Source organism: Winogradskyella haliclonae (genome assembly GCF_014635865.1).
In the GTDB taxonomy this organism is placed as follows: domain Bacteria; phylum Bacteroidota; class Bacteroidia; order Flavobacteriales; family Flavobacteriaceae; genus Winogradskyella; species Winogradskyella haliclonae.
On record NZ_BMDQ01000003.1, the window covers coordinates 268001 to 293390 of the forward strand.

General features: G+C 33.1%; 23 protein-coding genes. 6 read left to right on the forward strand and 17 right to left on the reverse strand.

Features of this window, described 5'->3' with window-relative positions:
* Window positions 1–6: 6 nt before the first annotated feature.
* Window positions 7–2208, reverse strand: coding sequence for a DNA helicase RecQ (gene recQ / locus IEV10_RS11740; RefSeq protein WP_188374920.1), 2202 nt, complete (start codon window positions 2206–2208; stop codon window positions 7–9).
* 96 nt (window positions 2209–2304) lie between these two features.
* On the opposite strand from recQ, the gene IEV10_RS11745 reads away from it, so the two are divergent.
* The 4 genes from IEV10_RS11745 to lptB all read left to right on the forward strand — a co-directional run bounded on the left by IEV10_RS11745 (window position 2305) and on the right by lptB (window position 5334).
* On the forward strand, window positions 2305–3270 hold the full coding sequence (locus IEV10_RS11745) for a KpsF/GutQ family sugar-phosphate isomerase (protein WP_371862949.1): 966 nt from the start codon (window positions 2305–2307) through the stop codon (window positions 3268–3270).
* The gene (gene tatC / locus IEV10_RS11750; protein WP_188374921.1) at window positions 3270–4103 is read left to right on the forward strand and encodes a twin-arginine translocase subunit TatC; all 834 of its coding nucleotides are present in this window, start codon (window positions 3270–3272) and stop codon (window positions 4101–4103) included. Before IEV10_RS11745 ends, tatC begins: the two co-directional genes overlap by 1 nt.
* A 2-nt stretch (window positions 4104–4105) precedes the next feature.
* Window positions 4106–4456, forward strand: coding sequence for a carboxymuconolactone decarboxylase family protein (locus tag IEV10_RS11755; RefSeq protein WP_188374922.1), 351 nt, complete (start codon window positions 4106–4108; stop codon window positions 4454–4456).
* 137 nt (window positions 4457–4593) lie between these two features.
* Window positions 4594–5334 (forward strand): LPS export ABC transporter ATP-binding protein, encoded by a 741-nt coding sequence (gene lptB, locus IEV10_RS11760; RefSeq protein WP_188374923.1) that lies wholly within the window; start codon window positions 4594–4596, stop codon window positions 5332–5334.
* 33 nt (window positions 5335–5367) lie between these two features.
* On the opposite strand, the gene IEV10_RS11765 is transcribed toward lptB, so the two are convergent.
* Both IEV10_RS11765 and IEV10_RS11770 read right to left on the reverse strand, forming a co-directional pair.
* Window positions 5368–6171, reverse strand: a complete 804-nt coding sequence (locus IEV10_RS11765) for a TerC family protein (protein WP_188374924.1) — start codon at window positions 6169–6171, stop codon at window positions 5368–5370.
* A gap of 6 nt (window positions 6172–6177) precedes the next feature.
* On the reverse strand, window positions 6178–6930 hold the full coding sequence (locus IEV10_RS11770) for a CDP-alcohol phosphatidyltransferase family protein (protein ID WP_188374925.1): 753 nt from the start codon (window positions 6928–6930) through the stop codon (window positions 6178–6180).
* A 127-nt stretch (window positions 6931–7057) separates the two neighbouring features.
* Between IEV10_RS11770 and IEV10_RS11775 the strand changes: the two genes are divergently transcribed.
* Window positions 7058–8131, forward strand: coding sequence for a putative type IX sorting system protein PorV2 (locus tag IEV10_RS11775; RefSeq protein ID WP_229719705.1), 1074 nt, complete (start codon window positions 7058–7060; stop codon window positions 8129–8131).
* Between the two features lie 17 nt (window positions 8132–8148).
* Complete coding sequence (locus IEV10_RS11780) at window positions 8149–9318, forward strand: lipoprotein N-acyltransferase Lnb domain-containing protein (RefSeq protein ID WP_188374926.1); 1170 nt, start codon at window positions 8149–8151, stop codon at window positions 9316–9318.
* On the opposite strand, the gene IEV10_RS11785 is transcribed toward IEV10_RS11780, so the two are convergent.
* The 14 genes from IEV10_RS11785 to IEV10_RS11850 all read right to left on the reverse strand — a co-directional run bounded on the left by IEV10_RS11785 (window position 9319) and on the right by IEV10_RS11850 (window position 25368).
* The gene (locus IEV10_RS11785) at window positions 9319–10713 is read right to left on the reverse strand and encodes a sugar transferase (protein ID WP_188374927.1); all 1395 of its coding nucleotides are present in this window, start codon (window positions 10711–10713) and stop codon (window positions 9319–9321) included.
* 59 nt (window positions 10714–10772) lie between these two features.
* Entirely contained in the window at window positions 10773–11789 is a 1017-nt protein-coding gene (locus IEV10_RS11790) for a glycosyltransferase family 4 protein (RefSeq protein WP_188374928.1), read from the reverse strand.
* 13 nt (window positions 11790–11802) lie between these two features.
* Window positions 11803–13059 (reverse strand): O-antigen ligase family protein, encoded by a 1257-nt coding sequence (locus IEV10_RS11795; RefSeq protein ID WP_229719707.1) that lies wholly within the window; start codon window positions 13057–13059, stop codon window positions 11803–11805.
* 151 nt (window positions 13060–13210) lie between these two features.
* Window positions 13211–14338, reverse strand: a complete 1128-nt coding sequence (locus IEV10_RS11800; RefSeq protein ID WP_188374930.1) for a glycosyltransferase family 4 protein — start codon at window positions 14336–14338, stop codon at window positions 13211–13213.
* Window positions 14335–15441, reverse strand: coding sequence for a glycosyltransferase family 4 protein (locus IEV10_RS11805; protein ID WP_188374931.1), 1107 nt, complete (start codon window positions 15439–15441; stop codon window positions 14335–14337). Before IEV10_RS11805 ends, IEV10_RS11800 begins: the two co-directional genes overlap by 4 nt.
* Window positions 15441–16760, reverse strand: a complete 1320-nt coding sequence (locus IEV10_RS11810; RefSeq protein WP_188374932.1) for a glycosyltransferase family 2 protein — start codon at window positions 16758–16760, stop codon at window positions 15441–15443. Before IEV10_RS11810 ends, IEV10_RS11805 begins: the two co-directional genes overlap by 1 nt.
* Window positions 16750–17604, reverse strand: a complete 855-nt coding sequence (locus IEV10_RS11815; protein ID WP_188374933.1) for an FkbM family methyltransferase — start codon at window positions 17602–17604, stop codon at window positions 16750–16752. The genes IEV10_RS11810 and IEV10_RS11815 overlap by 11 nt, the downstream gene beginning before the upstream one ends.
* On the reverse strand, window positions 17597–18766 hold the full coding sequence (locus tag IEV10_RS11820; protein WP_188374934.1) for a glycosyltransferase family 4 protein: 1170 nt from the start codon (window positions 18764–18766) through the stop codon (window positions 17597–17599). The genes IEV10_RS11815 and IEV10_RS11820 overlap by 8 nt, the downstream gene beginning before the upstream one ends.
* Entirely contained in the window at window positions 18763–19872 is a 1110-nt protein-coding gene (locus IEV10_RS11825) for a glycosyltransferase (RefSeq protein ID WP_188374935.1), read from the reverse strand. Before IEV10_RS11825 ends, IEV10_RS11820 begins: the two co-directional genes overlap by 4 nt.
* Window positions 19865–21250, reverse strand: coding sequence for an asparagine synthase-related protein (locus IEV10_RS11830; RefSeq protein ID WP_188374936.1), 1386 nt, complete (start codon window positions 21248–21250; stop codon window positions 19865–19867). Before IEV10_RS11830 ends, IEV10_RS11825 begins: the two co-directional genes overlap by 8 nt.
* Before the next feature lie 75 nt (window positions 21251–21325).
* Window positions 21326–22516, reverse strand: coding sequence for a glycosyltransferase family 4 protein (locus IEV10_RS11835; RefSeq protein WP_188374937.1), 1191 nt, complete (start codon window positions 22514–22516; stop codon window positions 21326–21328).
* Entirely contained in the window at window positions 22513–23271 is a 759-nt protein-coding gene (locus IEV10_RS11840; RefSeq protein WP_188374938.1) for an SAM-dependent methyltransferase, read from the reverse strand. The genes IEV10_RS11835 and IEV10_RS11840 overlap by 4 nt, the downstream gene beginning before the upstream one ends.
* A complete protein-coding gene (locus IEV10_RS11845; RefSeq protein ID WP_188374939.1) occupies window positions 23271–24260 on the reverse strand; it encodes a glycosyltransferase family 2 protein in 990 nt (329 codons plus the stop codon). Before IEV10_RS11845 ends, IEV10_RS11840 begins: the two co-directional genes overlap by 1 nt.
* On the reverse strand, window positions 24253–25368 hold the full coding sequence (locus IEV10_RS11850; protein WP_188374940.1) for a glycosyltransferase family 4 protein: 1116 nt from the start codon (window positions 25366–25368) through the stop codon (window positions 24253–24255). The genes IEV10_RS11845 and IEV10_RS11850 overlap by 8 nt, the downstream gene beginning before the upstream one ends.
* Between the last annotated feature and the right edge of the window lie 22 nt (window positions 25369–25390).

The following is a 25390-nucleotide window of genomic DNA, read 5'->3' on the forward strand; positions in this document are numbered from 1 at the left end:
GATTATTTAGTTAGCAACCTCACTAATAAACTTAATACGATACAAGCGTAGTTCTTCGTCATCGTAATCGCCATCAAACTCGTCAATAGCTACATCGATTTTATCGGTTTCAGATTCCATGAAATAGTCGTGGATTTCTTCTTGTTGATCTTCATCTAGGATATCATCAATCCAATAACTAATGTTTAGTTTTGTTCCAGAAAACACTATGGCTTCCATCTCTTTTATAAAATCTGGCATTTCCATACCTTTTGCAGACGCAATATCAGATAAGGGTAGTTTTCTATCTACATTTTGTATAATATAAAGCTTTAAAGCAGAATTGCTTCCTGTAGACTTCACAACCATATCTTCTGGACGTATAATATCGTTTTCTTCTACATACTCACTAATCAATGCAATAAAATCTTTACCATATTTTTTAGCTTTGCTCTCTCCTACCCCATGAACATTAGATAATTCTTCAAGAGATGTAGGATATTTTAACGCCATATCTTCTAAAGAGGGATCTTGAAAAATAACAAATGGTGGTACACCTAATCGTTTTGCGTTAGACTTTCGTAAGTCTTTAAGCATATTCATTAAATTCTCATCAGCAACTCCGCCACTAGATTTTGCATTGGTTATAATACTATCATCAGTAGCTTCATCAAAGACATGATCTTCTGCCATCATGAATGATGTTGGTGCAGTCATAAATTTTTCGCCAGCTTCTGTTATTCGTAAAACACCATATGTTTCAATATCTTTTTTAAGCAGTTTACCTACCAAAATCTGACGTATAAGTGCCATCCAATGTCTAGCATCTTTGTCCTTGCCAACTCCAAAAAATGGCTGCTGGTCAGTTTTATGTGAAGAAATCAAGGCATTAGATTTCCCTATAATAACTTGCACTAAATCCTTAGCCTTATATTTTTGGTTTGTTTTTTGTACAACATCAATAACCTTTATGACATCATCCTTAGCTTCTTTCTGGGGCTTTGGAAAACGAACATTATCGTCCATATCGCCACCTTCACCCGTTTCGTTATCAAATTCTTCCCCAAAGTAATGCAGTATAAATTTACGTCTTGAGACAGATGTTTCTGAAAATGCAACGACTTCTTGTAACAAAGCATGACCAATTTCTTGCTCAGCTACAGGTTTACCTGCCATAAATTTTTCGAGCTTTTCAATATCTTTATAAGCATAATACGCTAAACAATGACCTTCACCACCATCACGACCGGCACGACCAGTTTCCTGGTAATAACTTTCAATACTTTTTGGGATATCATGATGAATTACAAAACGGACGTCTGGTTTATCGATTCCCATTCCGAAGGCAATAGTAGCAACTACAACATCTGTGTCTTCCATCAAAAACATATCTTGATGTTTTACACGTGTTTTAGCGTCCAAACCTGCATGATAAGGCACGGCTTTAATACCATTGACTTGTAACACTTGTGCTAATTCTTCAACACGTTTACGGCTTAAACAATAAACAATACCTGATTTGCCTTCATTTTGTTTTACAAAACGAATAATATCTGCATCTACATTTTTAGTTTTTGGGCGTACTTCGTAATATAAATTTGGTCTGTTAAAAGACGCTTTAAATTTCACAGCATTAGGAATACCTAGACTTTTTAAGATATCTTCTTGCACTTTCTCTGTTGCCGTAGCTGTTAAACCTACAATAGGAATATTGTCGCCAATACGCTTAATGATATGCCTTAGATTTCGGTATTCTGGTCTAAAATCATGCCCCCATTCGCTAATACAATGTGCTTCATCAACCGCCATAAAAGATATGGTGACTGATCTTAAAAATTCTACATGTTCTTCCTTAGTTAAAGATTCAGGGGCAACATATAACAATTTAGTTATACCATTTCTGATATCCTCTTTTACGCGCTTTACTTCGGTTTTATTAAGTGAAGAATTTAGAACATGAGCAACACCGTCATTTTCAGAGACACCTCTTATGGCATCTACCTGATTTTTCATTAAAGCTATTAATGGAGAAACGACTATTGCGGTACCTTCTTTTATTAAAGCGGGCAGTTGATAACAAAGTGATTTTCCACCTCCAGTTGGCATGATAACAAATGTATTGTTTCCAGCAACTACATTTTTTATAACGTCTTCTTGCAGTCCTTTAAATTCAGAGAATCCAAAGTATTTTTTTAGTTCAACATGCAAGTCAATTTGTGCAACACTCATTAATCCCTATTCGTAATTTTATATTTACCTTTGCGTGAAGTTTAAAGATAATAAAAATCTTTAGAAAAAAAGTATTTATAAAATTACATGTCTACTTTGAACACTAAAACATCTATTCTAGAAATTGCAAAGTCTACCATCACTATGCAACGTGATGCTATTGCTAATCTTATTAACTTACTTACAGACGATTTTGCGAATGCTACAGAGCTCATTTACAACTCTAAAGGTCGTGTTATTATTACAGGAATTGGCAAGAGCGCTATAATAGCAAATAAAATTGTTGCAACGCTTAACTCAACTGGAACACCTTCTGTTTTTATGCACGCTGCAGATGCTATTCACGGAGATTTAGGATTGATACTCAAAGATGATGTGGTCATTTGTATTTCTAAAAGCGGAAATACACCAGAAATCAAAGTTTTAGTTCCACTTATAAAGAATGCTAAAAACAAAATGATTGCCATTACTGGTAATAAAGATTCGTTTTTAGGGCAACAAGCAGATTATGTTTTAAATGCATATGTAGAACAAGAAGCTTGTCCTAATAATTTGGCACCTACGACAAGTACAACTGCTCAGTTAGTTATTGGAGATGCATTAGCAGTCTGTTTGCTAAAACTTCGTGGGTTTTCAAGTAAAGATTTTGCTAAATACCACCCTGGTGGTGCATTAGGAAAGCGACTTTATTTAAGGGTTAACGATTTATCTTCTGTAAACAAAAAACCTCAGGTATCTCTGGACGCAAGTTTAAAAGAAGTGATTATAGAGATTTCTGAAAAAATGTTAGGTGTCACTGCAGTGACCAAAGACTCAAAAATTGTTGGAATTATCACAGATGGTGATTTAAGACGCATGCTTAGCAAAAGTGATGACATTACTCATCTTACTGCAAAAGATATTATGGGTAGTAATCCAAAGCGTATAGATAAAGATGCTATGGCTGTGGATGCCAAAGAAGTTATGGAAGAGTTTGGCATCTCTCAATTACTAGTAGAAAAAGATGGCAAATACGACGGTGTTGTTCATTTGCATGATTTAATAAAAGAAGGCATTATATAATGGCAAAAAAATCTGTTGACGATATGTCTTTCTTAGACCATCTAGAAGATTTAAGATGGCACCTTATTAGAAGTACAGTAGCAATTTTGATTGCCGGAATTGTGGCATTTTGTATGCCGGGTTTGTTATTTGACACTATTATTTTTGGTCCAACAAAGATGACTTTTCTAACCTATCAATGGTTGTGTGAAATGTCACAGTTAATAGGTATTGAAGACACTACATTTTGTGCAGACCGATTCCCTTTTGATTTACAAAATAGAACAGTAGCTGGTCAGTTTTCTGCACATATATGGACTGCAATATATGCTGGTTTTATCATTGCATTCCCTTATGTTTTATATCAATTGTGGAAGTTTATAAGTCCTGGTTTAAAACAGAATGAACGAAGAAACTCTAGAGGTTTTATAATTATTGCCTCAATCCTGTTTTTCATAGGCGTGCTATTTGGTTATTATGTTATTACACCATTATCATTCAATTTTTTAGCAAATTATAGTATTAGTGATTTGGTAGTTAATGACTTTGACCTCAACTCGGTAATTGCTGTTGTTAGATCTTCAGCTTTAGCATCAGGAATTGTATTTGAGTTACCAATAATTATCTATTTCTTAACAAAGGTAGGTTTGGTTACGCCACAGATTTTAAAGAAATACAGAAAATTTGCTCTTGTTATCGTATTAATTATTTCTGCAGTTATTACACCACCAGATATTGCTAGTCAGGTAATTGTAGCTGTACCAATTTTAATATTATATCAAGTAAGTATATTTATTTCACGAATAGTTGTAAGGAATCAAAAAAGAAAAGAACGAAAAGCAAAAGCATCATAAAAATGTCAGACGTTGTAAAAGAATTTAATGAGTATCGTTCAAAAATGAACGACAAAATATTAGCAGATAATAACAAGATTGTAAAACGCATATTCAACCTAGATACTAATGCTTTTCAAGCAGGTGCTCTAGATGTAAAAACAAAAGAATTACTAGGCTTAGTAGCTTCAACAGTTTTGCGATGTGATGACTGTGTGCGTTATCATCTAGAAACATGCTATAAAGAAGGTATTACCAAGGAAGAAGTAAGTGAAACTTTAGGCATTGCTACTCTAATTGGTGGTACAATAGTCATCCCACATTTAAGACGCGCTCATGAGTATTGGGAAGCTCTTGAAAATCAAAACAATTAGCCTTAGTACGAAAATTGTATTTTTACCGTTCTTGATTTAGAATTTAGTATATGAAACATCTTTTAAAAAATTCTTTAACAGTGCTACTGGTTTTTGGATGTTCCATTCGACAAATTAAACGCAGTAATAACTAACAAATGAAATTACACGCCGAAAATTTAATGAAGTCCTACAGCGGACGTAAAGTGGTAAAGGATGTTTCTCTTGAGGTTAATCAAGGTGAAATTGTTGGTTTATTAGGTCCAAATGGCGCTGGAAAGACCACATCATTTTACATGATTGTTGGAATTATAAAACCCAACGGCGGAAAGATTTTTTTAGATGATAAAGAAATTACCAAATACCCCATGTACAAGCGTGCACAAAATGGTATAGGTTATTTGGCCCAGGAAGCTTCAATATTTAGAAAATTAAGTATTGAAGATAATATTCTCAGTGTTTTGCAAATGACTAAGCTCAGTAAAAAAGAGCAACATGATAAAATGGAGTCTCTTATTGAAGAGTTTGGTTTAGGGCATATTAGAAAAAACCGTGGCGATTTATTATCTGGTGGTGAACGTCGTCGTACAGAAATTGCACGTGCTTTAGCTACCGACCCTAACTTTATCTTACTAGACGAACCCTTTGCAGGAGTTGATCCAGTTGCTGTAGAAGATATTCAGCGTATTATTGCCAAATTGACTAAAAAGAATATTGGTATTTTAATTACTGACCATAACGTACAAGAGACACTTGCAATTACAGACCGCACGTACTTAATGTTCGAAGGTGGTATTCTTAAAGCTGGTATCCCTGAAGAGCTGGCTGAAGATAAAATGGTACGTAAAGTATATCTAGGTCAAAACTTTGAGCTTCGTAAAAAGAAGTTAGAGTTTTAGACGCTAAGCGTCATTTGAAATTTTCTTCTTCCCTTATTCTGAAGCTGATTTCTCTTTCATTAACTTCTTCTGATATCTTCCTTGTACAACATCAACAACCACAAGTACTACAATAACAAAATAGAATGTTGTCTTACTCATAGGTACAATCTCATCACCAAAGATTTTAAGGTGTGCCAAATGCCCGCCTTCAGTAACCAACATTATTCCTACTATAAAAAGAATAAAAAGACCTAAAACTTCGTACATTCTGTTCTTTGCTAAAAACTCTGAGATACGGTCGGCTAAAAAGAGCATTAATAAACCGCTAGCTACAATGGCGATAGCCATAACAATAAATGCTGTCGTAGAATTCTCAATTTCACTTGTTAGACCAATAGCAGCTAGAATAGAATCGAAAGAAAACACTAAATTCATAATCACTATACTTACGATTACAGCATTAGAAGATTTTGTGCCTTTAGACTTATCTTCTACATCAATAGTTAAGTCTTTTAAAGAAATCATATGCCAGATTTCTTTTATAGCTGTATAGATAATAAAACCACCGCCAGCAAGTACAATAAGACTATGACCATTAAAAGCAAACTCTAAAACGTTTTCAATTTTCCCCGTCATAAAAGAAAATGGGTTCTGGAAGTATCCTATTAAAGATACTAATAGAAATAATAACACAATACGCAATGCAATAGCAATTAAGATTCCTATTTTTCGAACACGTTTCCTATCATTTTCAGGTGCTTTTTTTGACTCTAATGAGATATAAAGCAAATTATCGAATCCTAAAACTGCTTGTAGCATAACAAGCATGAGCAATGTAAAAATAACTTCAGCCATGTGTGATTATGAAATTGATTGTTGTGTAAATAGCGATACTAAAATGTATAACAATATGATAATTGGTATAGCAATAAAATGAAATACGACCAAAAGAATAATACTTATAATCAAGAATGCGTATCTAATCTTATTTTCCTTAAAACTCCAAGTCTTAAATTTTAATGCAAATAACTTGATATTAGAATTAAGCAAATAACAACTCAAAAGTGTAAAGCCAATTAAAAACCAAACATTACTAAATAAATTTGAAACAGTAATATTATACTGAAAATGCAAAATTAATGGTATCGATAGTATTAGCAAGGTATTTGCAGGAACGGGTAATCCTTTAAAATAAGTCTGTTGATCTTCATCTAAATTAAATTTTGCCAAGCGATACGCAGAGGCAACCGGTATTAAAAACCCTAACAATGCAAGAGGGCGTATTTTTAGACCATCCCAGCTCATGGTTTGGTTCCATGCATTTTCAACAACAAAAATAGTTCCGCCTCCAAGTGCATCATTTATTAGACCGTACATGATAATACCTGGTACCACACCACATGTTATCATATCTGCTAGCGAATCTAACTGTATACCTAGAGGACTCTGCACATTGAGTTTTCTTGCTAATAATCCATCAAAAAAATCAAAGAATATTCCCAAAAATACAAATAATGCAGCGCCAACATAATGACTATTAACTGCAAATAATATGGCGATACAACCAGAAAATAAATTAAGTCCAGTAACAATGTTAGGTATATGTCGCTTCATAAGATGAGTTAGTAGTTTCCGTAAAAATATAAAAGTATTTTAGTTCTGTAGCCATGGCATGCAATAACTCAACCTTTTTATAGTTTAATAGAAACAAAATATTGTGCATCTTTGTAAAAAAATTGACTTGAAAAATTACTTAGTAATTCTTTTAGCGTGTTTGTCATTGACAATATCAGGGCAATCAGCAAGAAAATACTCCAATGAATTTATGAATATTGGTGTTGATGCTGCTGCGCTTGGAATGAGTAATGCCGTAACTTCACATACTAATAATGTTAATTCTGGTTATTGGAATCCTGCAGGTTTGGTAAATCTAGAAGATAACCAACTAGCCTTAATGCACTCCAGCTATTTTGCAAATATTGCCAGTTATAATTACTTGGCATACGCAATGCCTTTAGATGATAGAAGTGCTGTTGGGATTTCGGTAATTCGATTTGGAGTGGATGATATATTAGATACAACAAATTTAATTGATTCCGGAGGAAACATAGTTCCTTTTGAACTTTTGCCACGATTTTCTACTGCAGATTATGCAGTGACATTATCATATGCTCGTAAATTACCAATTGAAGGTTTAAATTATGGTATAAATGCAAAAGTGATTCGTAGAGTCATTGGTGATTTTGCTTCTGCATGGGGTTTTGGTTTTGATGCAGGTATACAGTTTGAAAGCAAAAACGATTGGAAATTTGGCTTTATGGCCCGTGATATTACAACGACCTATAACTCTTGGGCTATTGACGAAGATAATTTTGAAGAAATTAGTGGTGCTATCGCAGGACAAAATCAAACTTTACCAGAAAAATCTGAAATAACCCTACCCAAATTAGAAATAGGCATGTCTAAGTCATGGACTTTTCATTATGATTATACATTGCTTGCTGCCTTTAATCTTAATATGCGTTTTGCTGAAACTAATGATATCATATCAACATCCTTTGCTAGTATTGCACCTGCATTAGGATTTCAGTTTGGTTATACAGATTTGGTTTTTTTACGTGCTGGTGTTGGAAATTTTCAAAATGAATTACAAATTGACAACTCTGAAAATTTAACGTTTCAACCTAATTTTGGTGTTGGTTTTAAATACAAAGGTATTGAGATAGATTATGCATTTACCGATATAGGTGACCAAAGTGCTGCATTATATTCTAATGTTTTCTCCGTGAAATTAGATTTCAGTATTTTTAGATAGAATTTTCGGAATTAACTATGAAGCTCAAACTATCTGTATTTACTCTACTTTTCTTTTTTAATTATAATTTTTCGCAACAATTACAACTATCTCCACAAGCAGAAGTCTCTGTATTAACATTTGGACCAGGAACAAATCTCAATGATGCTTTTGGACATAATGCCTTTAGAATAAAAGATAGAACTCAAGGTCTTGATGTGGTATATGGCTATGGTGGATATGATTTTGAAGCGCCAAATTTCTATTTAAAATTTGCACAAGGCAAGTTGAATTACCTCATCAACAGAAGAAAGTTTTCAGATATATTTCAGTTATACCGCTATTACGACAGAACAATAGATGAGCAAACATTAAATTTTAGCCAAAGTCAAAAACAAAAGCTATACAATTACTTAGACAACAATTATAAGCCTGAAAACAGGAGATACCTATACGACTTCTTCTATGATAATTGTGCAACTAAAATTAGAGATGTAGCAAATATTAGTGCTAACCAAAGTATACGTTTTTCTGAAATAAAAGGCGAAGAAAAAAAGACATTTAGAACTCTCATTCATGAACAAGTAGGTATAAATACTTGGGGTAGTTTTGGTATTGATATTGCATTAGGTTCTATAATAGACAAGCAAGCTACTGACAAAGAATATATGTTTTTGCCTAAATATATTTTCAAAAGTTTTGAAAATGCACAGATAGACTCTAAACCCCTAGTTAAAGGTACCAACACCATTTACAAATCGAGGCACAATACGGGTTATAAAACTAATTCTATTTTTAACCCAATTGTAATACTGTTGTTAGTATCTGCTCTTATTATTTACCTTACTTATAGAGATTATAAATCTAAAAAAAGAACTAAGTGGTTAGATGTTATATTGTTTAGCATTACTGGTATAATTGGAGTTATGCTTCTTCTTTTATGGTTTGGCACGGACCATACTGCAACAGGATACAACTATAATTTACTTTGGGCATTTCCTATTAATCTATTTGTTGTTAGGCAACTCTTAAAAAAACAAACAAAAAATTGGTTTAGAGCTTATCTTAAATTTTTAATCATCATGCTAGCTCTCATGACCATGCATTGGCTTATTGGCATTCAATTTTTTGCCATTGCACTACTACCGCTTTTAATAGCATTGTTAATACGATACGTGTACTTACTCCACTACTACAAAACAGCTTGATTATTGTCCTCTGTAGTATAGAACTGTACTTAACGTTTTTAAAATAATATTAAGATCTAAGAACGGACTTCTGTGTTTTATATAATACAAATCATATTGGAGTTTTGTAAGACTCTCTTCCACAGAACCACCATAACGTGAATTCACCTGAGCCCAACCCGTAAGTCCCGGTTTTATGATATGGCGTGTTTCATAAAATGGAATTGATTTTGACAATTCTGCCACAAAAAATGGACGTTCTGGTCTTGGTCCAATGATGCTCATCTCACCTTTTAATACATTAATAAACTGAGGAATCTCATCTAATCTAGAACGTCTCAAAAACTTACCAAAAGTAGTGACACGGGCATCATCTTTAGTTGCCCATTGCGCTTTTCTTGCCTCTGCATTAACAACCATTGTTCTAAACTTATAGATTGTAAACAAGGTACTATTTCTCCCTATACGTTCCTGTGTATAAAATAGAGGCCCTTTATTACCAAAGGCATTACCTATAGATACAAATGGTATAATTAATAGCATGAAAAGCAATCCAAAAAATGAAAACACAATATCAAAAGTCCTCTGAAAGAATCTATAAAGTTGATTTTCATTATTACGGCTAAATGGAAAATATTTATAGAAATCCTTACCTACATATTGAATAGGTACTTTATTAGTCACTTCTTCATATACCTGAGTATATTCTCTGATTTTAAAACCTCGCTCTAATAACAACATTAATTCGTGATACAAATCTGGAGTGATATGCTCAGCATTATTAGCTGCTACGATAATTTCAGAAATCTGCTCTTCAATAATTACATTAGAAAGATGTTTAGTGGTATACTCCTTTAAACCTTTATATTTTATTGAATCTCCATTATTGCCTTCACTATTTATAAAACCTATAAATCTATAATTAGAGTCTGCAGATGTTAGTGTATTTACTACATTATCTATATTAGGTAATTCACCAACTAAAAGTATATGCTTATAAAATCTCGGAGATGCAATTAGAGTATTATAAAGTACACGCCACAAAAATACAAATGCTATAAGCGCTATGTAAAAATATATGATTTGTAGACGCGCTTCGGGTAAAAAAGGCGTAACAATAGGTGTTAAAAGATAGAATAAAACCACTGTTGACATACAGAGTACAATATTCTTAAAGCTTACATCTAATTTGCTAGCTTTTTGTAAATCATATATTTCAAAAATAGTTCCAAAAATGGATATGTAAACAACCAATACAATAAGAGGAAGAGTATTCTCAGGAGTAATCTCTAGATACTCAAAACCAAAATAAGTAGACAAAACAAATATTCCTAAAAATGCCATGAGTACATCTACTATGCGCAATAAAACCTTGCGCTCTGATATCTCAAAGTGAATGGCACTATTTTGTTTCATGTTAGGGGATCGATTGTTACTGTAAAGATAGACCTCTTATACAGAAAACAAAACAAATCTTAATTAGGTTTAAAAATTGAATACCACTGTGTCTTTGTTACTTCCCAGTCAAAGCGCTTTACTTTTTGTCTTGCACTCGTAGAAAGTTGATGTCTTAAATCTTCATTATTAAAAATTTTTAAAATAGCTTTTACCATTGCATCAACATCATTTACGGGTACTAACAGACCATTTTTATTATCATCTATTAAAAATGGTAATCCTCCAACTTTGGTAGATACAATAGGAAATGCTAGTGCCATAGCTTCGATAACACTTACAGGCATATTATCATAATTTGTGGTATTAATAAAAATATTATAGTCTCTAGATAATTTTATCCATTGTTCTTTTGAAAGCTTACCTGTAAACTTTACATCCACATTTAGTGTTTTAGTTAAGGTTTTTAAAGTTCCTAAACTCCCATCAGAATCTGGACCAACCATACATAGCTCAACACTATACTCCAAGTCTTTTAACTGCTTTATGACTTTTATAGCCATTTGAGGGTTGTATATTTCTGAAAAAGAACGTACCCAAAGCAGTTTTATAATATCATATCGTTTAGGTATGGCATCATACTTATCTAATGGTATACTATTGGGTATATATATAACGTTATCAAATCCTTTCTCTTCAAAAATTGATTTTAGGTACAACGAAGGTGAGATATTTAATCTGCTATTATTGAATATCCAAGCAGACATCTTTGGATTCTTTTCTAATCGTGAAGGAAGATTTCCGCCATGAAGAATAGGAAAATAAGGCACCGCAAAAAATCTACATACTTGACTGCATGCAAAAGCATAATAGAAATTTTGCGTACTGTAGGTATCTATAAGTACACCATTTGCCCATTTAGAAAAACGTATACAACACCATGCCATATGCAAAAATCGGACGAACTTATTACTATAAGATGATGCATAACGCAGATTATAGCCTTCGGATTCAAGCAAACCTCCTAAAACCTGAATTGATGATACATTAGTTTTAGTTGTATTTAAATTGTTGCCTATATATAATAGGTTCTTCATCTATAAATCTTATTTATTGCTCTGAAACAATTTGGGGTTGAGCATTCCTATTATTAGGTATTTGACGTTTATTATGACTTGTATCGTATGTTACATTTAATAAGGCTAGCGCATATAAAACTGCTGGTGCTGCAATACGAATCCCTGAATGATTTATTGTTGCGAACCAAAAAGCTAAAAAGGAAAAGAAAAATATATTACGCCGATTATTTGTTCGTAAAGTTAGTGGCTTAAATACTAAAATTAAAATACATATAATTCCCAATATTCCATGTTCAGATAATAATCTACCTAATTCATTGTGAGAAGGTAGTTGTTGACCTGTTTCTTGAACTCTTTTGTTTTTTACACGAGAAGCTCCAATACCTAAAAACGGGCTCTCTAAGAAACCATCAACTTCTTCTATAAATAAATCTAATCTACCAGTGGTTAAATCTTTCTTCTCTCTCCCTAATGCATCTTGATTGGCGTAACGCTTATCTATTAAACCACGCGTTTGATTTGAGCTAACAACCCAGGTTATAGCAAGTATACTCACCAATAAGAATACCGAACCAAATAGAGGAACAAGGCGTTTTACTTTTAAACGGAAAACAACCGTAGCAAAAAATGCAGCAATTACTAATCCTGCCGCTAAAACACCACCGCGACTAAAGGTGACAATAGCCCTAAATGTCATAGCAGCCAACAGAATAAGGTTAAGTGATTTTAAGAATACATTAGGTGACTTTAATACCAAACGCACCACAACACAAAAAATACCCAAACCTAATATTGTAGATACCTGATTTGGCCCAAACCCACCTGAAAGTGCGGCATTAGAAGCTGTACCACTTAACCTATCTTTTATTGATGGTGTGTATAAAAACAAATAAGTCGTTGTCGAAATAATAGGGAGCAAAATGTATAGAATGAGTTTATGCAATTGCTGATAAGTTACTTTCCTATCATAACAAAATAGCGCTGCTAAACCTAAGCAAACTGGGCCACTTAATACAAAAGTAATATTAGATCTAAACTTAGCATCTAAAGTAAGAGTTACGGATGCCACTACAATAGATGGTATTAATAAAACGAGATAAATAAAATAGGCATATCCTTTTCCAGAAACACCTCTGTAAAACATACCAATAAGTACAAAAACAACAACTAAATACTTTGAAGCCTCATATGCTAGACCTCCTTTGGTCATACGAAACAAAATCTCAATACCAGTAAAATAAGCACAGCCCAAAAGTACATTCATAGTTAATTTGGAAGGCGTAGACATTACTATGCGATATAAAAAATATCCCATAATAATAAGAAAGAAAATCTTTGAAAATGGCTTAAAAATAAAGAATATCAAGCCTAAACCTATATGCAATAATACAAGTTGAATGTAAGAATCGTTTTGTAATAATCTTCGTTTCAATCTAAGCTTAAGATAATATTTCTGTTAGAATTCTATTGATATAATGATTAAAAGTAAATTGTTTTACAAAATCTTGACTATGTTTTAGCAAATTTTGATATTGAGTATCATCTAGATTAAAAATAGCATCTAATTGAAGCTTTAACCCTTCAGCTGATATTGGTGATACTATTAAACCATTTTCTCCATGCTTTACATATTGTGCAATAGCAGAAACTGATGATACAACTGGCATGCACCCAAAATTTGAAGCTTCAGCTATAACCTTAGGAAAACCTTCTGAGGCGCTTGTTGGCATTAAGAAAAAATGATTCTTCTTATAAATATCAAACACTTCAGAACGTGACAAATAACCATGAAATCTAAAATCAATATCAGATAGCTTCGTTATTTCTTCAAAATGCGCTTTTTCATTACCATCACCTATGAGGTGTACTTGCCCTACTCTACTTTTTTCATTTTTCGACAAACTCATAAAAGCGTCTATAATTCGCCCAACCCCTTTCGGAGTTTCTAAACGCCCTACATAGCAGAAATTTAGCTTATCTTCTAAGCGTCTTAGTGTCACTATATCTTTTCCGTTTAATACATCCTCATCCGTAAGGCATGGATTCTCAAAAGTCAAACATTGTCTAGGTTGGCCTTGCCATTGCCCATTAATCGTTACTAATCTTGATTGTTTCTTTAACAACCAACGTTGCAATCTGTACCCCAAAGGTGGATTTTTTTGATTCCAATTACCAGCATATTTATACCAACCCTTTTTCTTTGAAAATAATGTCAAGTATGGGATTAAAAAGACACCTATACCAGTTGGTGTTCTTAGTTGAAAGGCATCAGCCTCTTTTAATAGTCTATTGACTATACCGATTACTTTTGGAATATGGCCAATAGTTTTCAGTTTACTTAAAACACTTGTACCACCTAAAGCTGGTAGCACTTCAAAATGGATATTATTTTCTGTATACTCAGCAGCACTTGGAGGTGCTTTAGACTTATGAAGCATCGCCACATGAGTAATAGACTCAAAATGAGGGGCTAGATGATTAATTTCTCTAATCGTCGGACCCCAACCTACTATTTTACCGTCTGTGGTTTTATAATGTTCTGTATGTGAAATGATGACGAGTCTCAAGAATCTATAAAATCTATATAACGTTTAATAATATATTGCCATTGGTGCAACTCGGACCAAGATTTTGCTGCTTCTTCAAATCTAGATTTATCATCTAGAATTGTAGTGACTGCATCAATAAATTCTTGGGTTTTATGACCGTTAACAAGTAATCCTGATTTACCATGAGACACAGCATCTTCAATACCACAGCCTTTTGCTCCAATGGTTGGCAAACCAAAATGATTAGCTTCAATTAATGCAATTCCAAAACCTTCAACATCTCCAGTTTTCGTTGTTTCACTCAGCATTACACAAATATCGGCATTTGTATAAAAGCTTTTTATTTGTTGATGCGTCACATGTCCATGAAAGGTAACATGTTCTAAAACACCTAAAGACTTTGCTAAATCTTTACAAGTATCGGCTTCTGTTTTAAAACCCACACAATGGTAATGCACATTTGGATATTTTTCTTTTAAAATAGGCAAATGCTTAATCACATTTGCTTGTCCCTTTCGTTCTGTAACATTACCTACAGTAAGTAATTTGGGTGACCCTTTTAATGGCATAGAATTATCATCTACATCTTTTAATGTTGAAGCTGAAAACCCATTAGAAATCACAGTTAAAGACTTCAGTTTTAAATCTTCAACTAAGGCCTTTGTAAAATTTGAAACCGCAATAACTTTATCAAATCTTCTCAAGGAAGAATTAATAGACTTTCTTAAACGGGCATTTGTAAAATTAACTTCAGTACCATGGATAACAGCAATAGTTCTAGCAGAAATTATGGGTTTTAAAATAGCACCTATCCATAATGGGAATTTGCCAGAGCATATTAAAAAACTAGCAGATTTAGACAGCTTAAAACACAGCCAAATTCGTTTTAAATACATCAAATACCTTGAGCGTTTTAATGCTATGCGGTATACTTTGCTTTGCAATTCTGAATCAAACTTTGCTTCATTCTCAACAGCGTCTCGTTGGTCTGCAATCACCGAGACTCTATAGCCAGATTGCTGGAGATGTTCGGCTAAATTATAGGCATGATTTCCTATGCCGCCTGGTAAAGGGGGAAACTCTGAAGTTAAAAGAACGATATGTTTCTTGCTTTTTGACATTAAAGCATTTCAATTTTTGGTCCATCTTTTAGTTTTTTCGATGCCAAACGCCATGATTTTGCGACTTGCACTATAATTAATGGACTTAACAGTATTGCTATAAAACTACTCAATAATAGCATAACCCTATTACTCTTATACTTATACGGTACAACTGAGATTGGGACTGTACGTAAAACAGACAACAAGCTCCTTTTTGCACCAAAATAATGCCTATAAAAATAAAGCACACTTGGTATAGGTCTTGGTTGAAACAAGTTTTTTGTACGGAAGGCATCCCAGCTTCCCATTTCTCTCAAGCCTCCAGAACCTACTTTTAAATGTAACCGTTTAGCATATGGGTTAGAGATGTTTTTGTAACCATTTAAAAACGCTCGAAGCCCAAATTCACCATCACCCATACGCTGTTTCTCAAACTGCCTATCGAATAAGCCTATATTCTTAAAAATATCTTTTCTCAATAACACATTACCAGTATCTAACTGGTCGCTAATTTTAAAATAAGCATAATGTGTTGGCACTTTGTCTCCGACTTTTGAAATAGATACACCGGAAGACATATCTGCATTAAAAAAATCTAGAGTTTTTAGATGTTGGCTAATCCAGTTTTTTTCTACTCTGCTATCGTCATCAAACAGTAAAATATAGTTGCCGTTAGATTGCTTAATAGCAGTATTTCTGGCTAACCAAAGTGCTTTTTCTTCTTGATATTCCACCCTTAAATCTAAATTAAAACCTTTATAAAACTCAGCTTGATAGGGTTCGGATTGGTCAATAACTATAACTTCAAAATTGGTGTAATCTTGTTGTTCTAAATCGGTTAAAACGTCCTTTAAATATCGATATCTATTTAGTGTAGGAATAATAACCGTAACTAGTGGCTGTTCTCTTAAAAGTTGACTTTCAAAATTTCGATAGTCATTAAAATTTACAATTTCGTTTCCAAAAATATAGCGTTTAACATGTTTTGTTTTAATAAATGCTGAAATCTCCTTAATAGGGTTTTTGAGGCTTAAAATCCGAATTAAGCACACATAAAATACCCAGGCCTTACTGAAATATTTTCTTGAAAAGATATAATTATCAAAAACAGATAACTCAACAGTTTCAGTAATAGGGTTAGAAAAATTTACACATCCATTCTGAATAGCTCGCCATGATTGGTCATAGTGCTTAGCCTCTTGCGATTTATACCTGATATCTTCTTCGAATTGTGAAGAAATCCAAGTATCAACTTTCGGAAAAATCAAATGCCCATTTTTGGTTTTTAATCCAAAATAATGAGTTGGCTGTAAATATTTAAGAAAATTAAACAGCATGATTATCTAGTTTTTTTGGGACACAGAAAATATTTAGTGGTAATGCTTGATTAGCAGCAAAAGTATTGAGTTTCATATCGTAAATTCTGTAGTCTAGTTCTTTAAAAAACGTTGCGATACGCATATCATTATTAGTTTCTACAATGACTATAGAATTATTCTGTTTTAATAGATTAATTGCTCCTTTTAAAATATCTAACTCGATACCGTCTACATCTATTTTTATAACATCTACTTGTTGAATGCTCTTTTTATTTAAAAAATCATCTAAAGTTACCATCTCTACTTCGTAGGCTTCAATAGCAGTTTCCATAGATTCCGCATTTGAAGAAAAGTTACTTGCGTTAATTGTTATGGTTTTATTTTCAGCGCCAACTGCAAGATTATGTATTTCAAAGTTGTTTTTGAAATGTGCATTAGCTTCAATCGTCTTAGTAATCGAAGCGAAGAGATTTTTATTAGGTTCAAATGCCAATACTTTGCCATTTTTTGCAATTGAATCTGCCCAAACAGCACCTAAATATCCAAAATTAGAACCTACATCTAATACCGTTAAATTAGTTCTATTTGATTTGTAATTTTCTATCAAGGAAAAACTATTACGAAGCAAGGTATTTTCAATTCCCAATCGTTTTGCTTTAGCTGCCATTTTTATGGAAGCCACAAACTGAAAATTAACTTTATAAGTTCCATAAACTCTGTTTACTACAACTTTTGCTGTTTTAAATCCTTTTGAATCATACAACAAACGTCTTCTAAGTCCTTTAGACCATTTAGATTGTCCGATTTTAAGCCTTAAGCTTTTGGGAATGGTATCGTATATTTTAACTAAAAGGTTATTCATAAAAATCTATAAAAGATTGTATCTGATGCTTAATTGTAAAATCAGTTAGAACCCTTTTTCTAGCTTTAGTTCTTATAGCTTTCAAAGCTAGCGCATCCCTATTTAAAACCCTAAAAATAGTTTCTGCTAATGCTTTTGAATCTCTCTTAGGAACTACCCAACCTGTCTCATTATCTAAGACATTTTCTGGTAAAGCGCCTCCATCAGAGACGATACATAAACAGTGCATAGCTTGAGCTTCTAAAACTGCATTACAAAAGCCTTCGGATTGACTGTACTGAATGTATAAATCTGTACTTTCTAATTGCTGTAATGTTTTATGATGTGATAATTCACCAACAAAGCTTACAGAATCTTCTAGCCCTAACTCATGTATCGCAAAACGCAATGCTTCATATTCGGTTCCAGTACCAATGATTTGATATTTAAATTTAATGTCTTTGGATTTTAATAATGCTAAAGCTCGAAGTGTATAGTCTAATCCTTTTATCCAATGCAATCGTGCTATCGTTGTGATCTGTATTGGCTTTGTCTCATCTATTTGCTTTTCTATATCCTTTTCAAATCGTGCTGTATTTATAGCTGGAGTAATGATCATCGTTTTGGTAGCATCTAGCATTCCATTAGCATTTGCTTTGGCCAACATGTATTTTGAAATAGTATGAACCTTATCTACATTTTTCCATACTAAATCATAAGAATTTGGGGTTTTTAATGGATAGACATCCATATCATAGCCACGACAACTCACAGCCATCTTGGCGCCAATACTTTTGGCTACATGTTCACTTTGCAAGGCCATAGTTGTGAATCCAAAATGCAACCAATCTATATTTGCTCTAAGCAGATGTGAGTTAGTGTATACATTTTTAAAAATTTGTGCTCTTAAACGACCTGCAGATTTTTCAAGTCTAATAAAACGTAGAAGTCGTTTTAAACTAAACAATAAGACAAGTAATACAAATACTGTCTTAAAAAGTTGAATAATTCTGTTTTTACTGACTTTTGGAGCTGTAAAAACTTTACAATTTTTATAGCCTGAAGACTTCTCTCGTACATAAAGCTCTACAGTATAGCCATGCTCTAAAAGCCCTTTTATTTTTGAATTAAAAAAGGTCTCTGAATACGATGGTGGCTGAGCAAGTACAATACCTATCTTCATGCTCTATTTTTATTCATTTTTAAATACAATATTTCATGCATCTGTATACTTTTTTCAATGGTGTAACTCTCTGAAGCAATTTCGAACATACGTTTAGCTAATTGTCTTCTCTCTTCTTGATGCAACTGCATTACAGATTCTAGTTTCTTTTTTAAATCACTGACTGAGCCAGACTCAAATAACCAATCTTGGAAAGATGACAAAACATCTTTCACTCCAGAAATCCGCGAGCCTATGACTATGCGCCCTGACAACATGGCTTCAATAGGTGCTATAGGTTGTCCTTCTTTACGACCTTCGTCTTTCGTAGGAATAACAAATACATCTGCCAAAGCTAAATACGATTTTATATCCTGCTTTTTTCCAGTGAATATGACTGTTGAATTTGCATACTGTTCTTTTAAATCTATTGCATAATCAGAAGCATCATCACCAACTATAAATACTTTAATTTTTGAATTGTCAATTTGCTTTACAGCTTCTAATAGTACTTCAATGCCTTTTACCGCGACTAAATTGGCAATACTCACAATAACAAAATCATCTTTATCAATAGAATAACCGTCTGAGTTGTTATACCGCTTCTCCAAAATACCAAAATCATTGATGTTAAGTCCTATGGGTATTGATATAACTTTATCAGTCATATTGGAGAAAAATTGAGCCTTCATATCTGAATTAATTGTCACAATCTTAGTGCTTAATTGCGAACGCCATCGCCAAGCCTTATTACCCCAACTCATCGCTTTTTTTGTATACAAAAATGGAATCCCTGCAAGTTTAGCTGCCAATGGTTCTGTGAAATCACTACTCCAATGCCATGAATGAATAATATCAAACTGATGATGCTTAAAAAACTGTCTAATCTTCCAAACTCTATAAGCTAATGTTACAAAAGGACGATACGTTGCAGCGACTCTAAACATATGGATAGGCACATTCAGAGCCTCAACCTGTTTAAAGAATTCACCTTTGTTATGCATACAACAAATGTGCGGTTCAAATTTGGTTTTATCAATGTGTTTGACCAAATCATAAACCACTTTTCCGCTACCTGCAGTATCAAAATTTGGAATAGTATATAGAACCTTTACCCGCTTAGCCATTGTTCTGTGTTTGATTAAACTTAGCTAAGGTGAGCAGCATATTCATAGGGTGTGCATTTCTTAAAGCATCTTCATTGTAAAAACTCTTGGTATATTTTGTTATAATTTCTTCAGGAATTAATTCTGATAACTTTGAATTTAATAGCACAGCTTCTAATTGTTGCTTATTGGTATCCCCTAAAAATTGAAGCTCCCAATTACGCTGTATGTATGGTTTACCGGATAGTCTTGAAGCAGTTCGCTTTAATTTATTAATCACCTTATAACTCAAGGTTTTTGTAGTACTTGGATTTGTATAATTATATAAATTATATGGGCGTTTATCTTGCCAAACGAGAGTTGCCAGCTCTGGATTACGCATTTTTACATATTCAATTTGAAGTTGTCTATCTTTCAAAAATGCCTCTGGTACAGCACAGATAAACTCACACATTCTATTATCGTAATAGGGCAATGTTATGGGTTTTGAATTCTCGAATACTGAAAGGTTAACTGATGTCCATCTTGGTGCCCAATATTTGGACTTAAACGCTCTGAGTTTTGCATTAGTATCCTCAATCTTAATAGTACTTAGTAAGTTTGAGATTCTATTTTCAAAATAAGATTTAAAATCGCCTTCCAAATCCCAGGTTTGCCATAATTTAGAAGCAAATTCTAATCCTCCTCGTTTTAATAGTTTTTTACTCAAAAATTGAACTTGTGCATCATGAGACAGCTTCTCAGAATTATAACTATCAAACAGCACATCACCCCAATGTCCTAGTGAGAAAACACCTCCCATTTTAGAGAACTCATCTGAAATAGCCATTTGTCTTGGACTCGTAAAATCTGAATAGCAGTTATTTAGCTTAGCCAAATCATCTAGCTTTTTCCATAAATAGCCTTTCCCAATTTTAAAAGATTGAAAATCAAAATCGCAAACTTGTGCAATTTGCTTAGCTATTTTAGTTTCAGGATAACCATTTCTATACTCATAACTATATGCAGAAACATTGGCTCCTAAATACGTTAATGCAGCTGCTTGTGTTCTGCTATCTAATCCTCCAGATAAAGGCAAAATAACTTTTTTATCTTCAACTTGTTCAGTAATAATAGCTTCAAAAAGCTGGGAGAATTCTTCAAGAGCTTGTTCAAAACTAATATGGCGTGGCGTATAGTGCCAATTAAAATAGGGTTCAGATTTTTCTAGAATATTCTCAGAACTAGTACGATGGACAGAAGCTGGTTTTAGAACCTTTTTATGTGTCCAATAAGTATCATCATCCAAGAAAAAACCTATAGCCGAAAAAACACAAATGGCTTTTAAGTCTAACTCACCATTAGTGTCAATACAGACTTCTTTAGGTTTTATTGGGATTATTGGGTTGGTGATTTGCATAAATAAACAACTGCTCTAATATAGAGTTTTTGCAACAATGCTAGAGTATAATCTCTTGTACATTGTTAACAGTTTTTATTTAACAACTGTGTTATAGAGTTCTATGAATTTTTTAATATTATTAGCATAATCAAATTCACGTTTTACAAACTCATGTGCATTGGAAACCATAGATTTCAGTTTATCTTCAGGTGTGTTATCAAAATCAATTATAGCTGCTTCAATAGCTTTTGCATCTCGCATTGGTACTAGCCAACCAGTTTCTTTATGTTTTACAACCTCAGCCATGCCTCCACAGTCTGTAGAAATCACGGGTAATCCAACAGCCATAGCTTCTAAAACAACATTAGCAATACCTTCTCCTAAGCTTGGCAAAAGCAAGACATCTTGATGCTGTAAAGCCTCTAATAGTTCTTGTTGAGTCAATTGACTCTTAAAAGATATTGCCTCTAAGACATTAAGCTGGTGCATTTGAAAAAGCAAGGCCTCTGTAGGTCTTTCTGGTCCAATCAAAGTATACTGCACATCAAAACCCTTTACTCTTAATTGATGCAAGGCATCAATAGCGTATTGGTAACCTTTTTTCCAATGATTTCGACCCACAGACACTACACGTATAAGCTTACGCTTAGGTTTCTGATAAGGCTTATAGGTATTAAAAAAGAATCTTGGTGTTGGTGAGTAGATAACAATACTGCGACTAAGAATATCATCGTATTGCGACGCTTTTTTTACGATGGTATGTGATACGCCATGAAAAGCATCAACACAAGGAAATAGCTCTTTATAAACAGATGCAAACTTAGGCTCTACTACTGGTGTGTAATTGATATGAGCACCTCTAAAACTCACTACTAATGGTATGTTAAATCTGGTCTTTAAGAATCCATAAGCAGCAATATCTTTTGCCCATTGTAAGTGCAAAATATCTGGTTTATGCAATAAAATAGGTAAGCATCGCGAAAGTTTTATAAATCTTGAATAGCGTATTTTTTCTGATTTAACTTCTTCTAATAATCTAAATAGAGCTTTAGGTTGCTTAAAAAACAAATGCAATATCCTAAATGAAGTGACTAAAACATTAACCCACTTAGAATTTGGCGTAGCGTAAACTCTAATGTTTTTTGAAGAATACTTTACACTCTTTTTCTGAATACCAAATAAAAAAACCTTGTGATGTTCTGCGACTCCATTGATGAGACGTTCTATAAAAGACGTACTAGGAATATTGCCAGAGAAGATTGCTATTTTAAGTTGTTTTTTCAAGATTCAGGTTTTTCGAAAACTCCAATTATGGTTGCGCTTAAATACTTTGACGGATGTTTAATTAGATAATTATTAACACGTCCTTTAAAGATAAAACGCATGCCTTTATGAATGACCTTCTGAAAGAAATTCAATTTTTGATGTACTGCAAAAGGGAATCCTCCATAATATTGTAAAGTATTTACCTTTAGTTTATTTCTATTAGCAAACTTGTTAAAAACACTTAGCTTCATACATTTAAGATTATGAATTTTTAAATTTTCATAATCGCATAAATAACCATAAATCTTTCTTAAATATCTTTTATTAGGAATCATAATTAATAGCTTTCCTCCTGGCTTTAGATACTTGCAATGCAAATCTAAAATCTCATCATAGTTTTCAAAATGCTCTATAAAACCATTTGAAACAACATAATCGTATAATTGTTCTGATTGGTGCTTTGTAAAGTCAGCTCTAATAATCTCATAATCCTTGACTTCCATGGTTTTGAAAGCATCTTCAATTTGAGAAATGTTAGAATTATAATCCAGGCACGTTGGCTTAACACCATATTCTGAGGCAAGATATGCTAAATAACGCCCTGGGTAACCTCCAATTTCTATTAGGGTTTTACCTGAGTTTTTTTCTGAAATAAGCGTATCCCAAAAGGATGCATAAAACGAACATACATTAACTATGTGGGCTTTATCTGTATGTTTGGCCTTATAATACGTTTCCCAGTAGGATTGTGTTGTGAGTTTATTATCGGACATTAAATGTATCTATACTGATGGATATTTGGGCTCAGCAATTTACGTCTTACTTTGTACATAAATTGAAATATTGGTCTTCGGTTTTTAAAAGGTAATTGTATGACTAATTGTAAAATTAAAAGTTCAAAATGTTTTACGAGTGATTTGGTTGTTTTTTTTGAAGCTTTTACCAAATCTAGGCTCTCTTTTTTGTAACCCGTAAGATTGACACGCATTGCAGCATGAAACATACGTTCTGCAAGCGGATTAGCATATCTTTTTTGTTTTAGTAGACCTCTTTCTTTGAGTCGAGATTGCATGCCTAAATTTAAATCTAAACAATCGTTAACAAAGCGAGAATGATTCTTTTTCAAACCACTAGCATTTGATAATCCACCATCTGGATTATCAAAAACAAGATTAACCCTAATGACATCTTCAAAATGGACTTTACCTCTATTATTTATAGCAACTTCAAAATCATGAAATACATCTTCTCCATTAAATAAACTTGACCAGTATTTCCCGCTTTGATAATTCCACAAAGGTGCCGATGTATGCCATTTTCTAACTTCAAGCACATTTTTAAGTAAATCATCAAACTGATTTCTATTCAATTTTGGACGGTGTGTTTTCTTTGGATTACCATCAATCATACTCAAGCCATATGTCATTATTACAGTAGGGTTTTCATCAAGAACTTTAACTTGTTGTTCTAATTTATCTGGTAACAATTCGTCTCCAGCATCTAAATATTGAATATACTTTCCGTTAGATTTCTCCAAACCCAATTGCCTTGCTAAACCTGGACCTTCATTTTCTTTGTCAAAAAACCGAATAGAATTATTCTCTTTGAATCTAGATTTGACGGTCTCATAACCCACATCTGAGCCGTCATTAACTACAATAACCTCAATATTAGAATATGTTTGGGCAATTACAGACTTCACAGAACGCTCCAATTGCTTTGGGTTATTATATGTTGGTATGATTACTGAAACCTTATGCATTTTCAGTAAGTTTTTTATACAAATTAATATAAGATTCTGCTTCTGTCAGATTGGTGAATTTATGTTTTACATTAGCAATTGCTGCTTCTGAAAATTGCTGGTATAATACCTTATTATTTATAAGACGTTCTATCTTCTTAGTAGCTAAATCACTTTCATAAAACGGAACAGCATAACCAGATTTCTCATCCAATATGGTCTCTGGCATGCCTCCAGCGTCAGATATAATCGCAGGCAAGCCAAAAGATTGGGCTTCTATTGTGCTTATAGATAATGACTCAGACTTACTTAACTGTAAGTAAAAATCATAAGTTTTGAGTTGTTTAAGATATTCATCATTCTCAACTTTGCCTTTTATATTGACAATGTCATGCAAACCATATTTGTCTACCATAAAATAAACTTCACCTATATCGTGACCTTTTCCATAAACATCATAACTCACATTATAGCCTTTGTCAACCAAATACTTAATCACCCTCAAGTTACCTTCTATGTTTTTTTCCCACGTCATCCTAAAAGACGATACAATTTTAATGATATCACCATCTAACTGCCTTGGCGAATGATTACTTTTTTTTATTGACGCAGGAATGACTTCAATTATAGCCTCGGAAACGCCCCATTTCTGAAGGTAATTTTTCTGATGCTGACTCATAACTACAAAAGCATCTATTCTATCTGAGCTATTTTTATAAAAATCCACCCATCGCTTATCGTACCAAGGTCTTAAGTAGGTATCACTACCCCTAAGTGTTACTATTAACTTTGGTCTATTAATAGCATTTAACTTAGAAATTCCATTGAAATACTTAAACAAAAATGAATGATGTAGATGTACAATATTTACTTTGTTTTGAAGCCATTTTATTTCCAAATATGATAAGCCATTATATGCCTTAGAAATCATTCCATAAAAACGTTCGTACAAACGTTTTTGGAAATAGTTTGGCGTTAATTGTACTTTAACTGTTGACTTATAATCGCTTTCTTTTAAACCATTAATTTCTAAATCAACAGATGTGTCTTTTGCCAATAACTCAACCATGTCTGCAATGTAGGATTGGTTAAATGCTGGGAAGTGCTCGAAAAAAAGTACTAATTTCAATTTTAACTGGTTTCTAGATTAA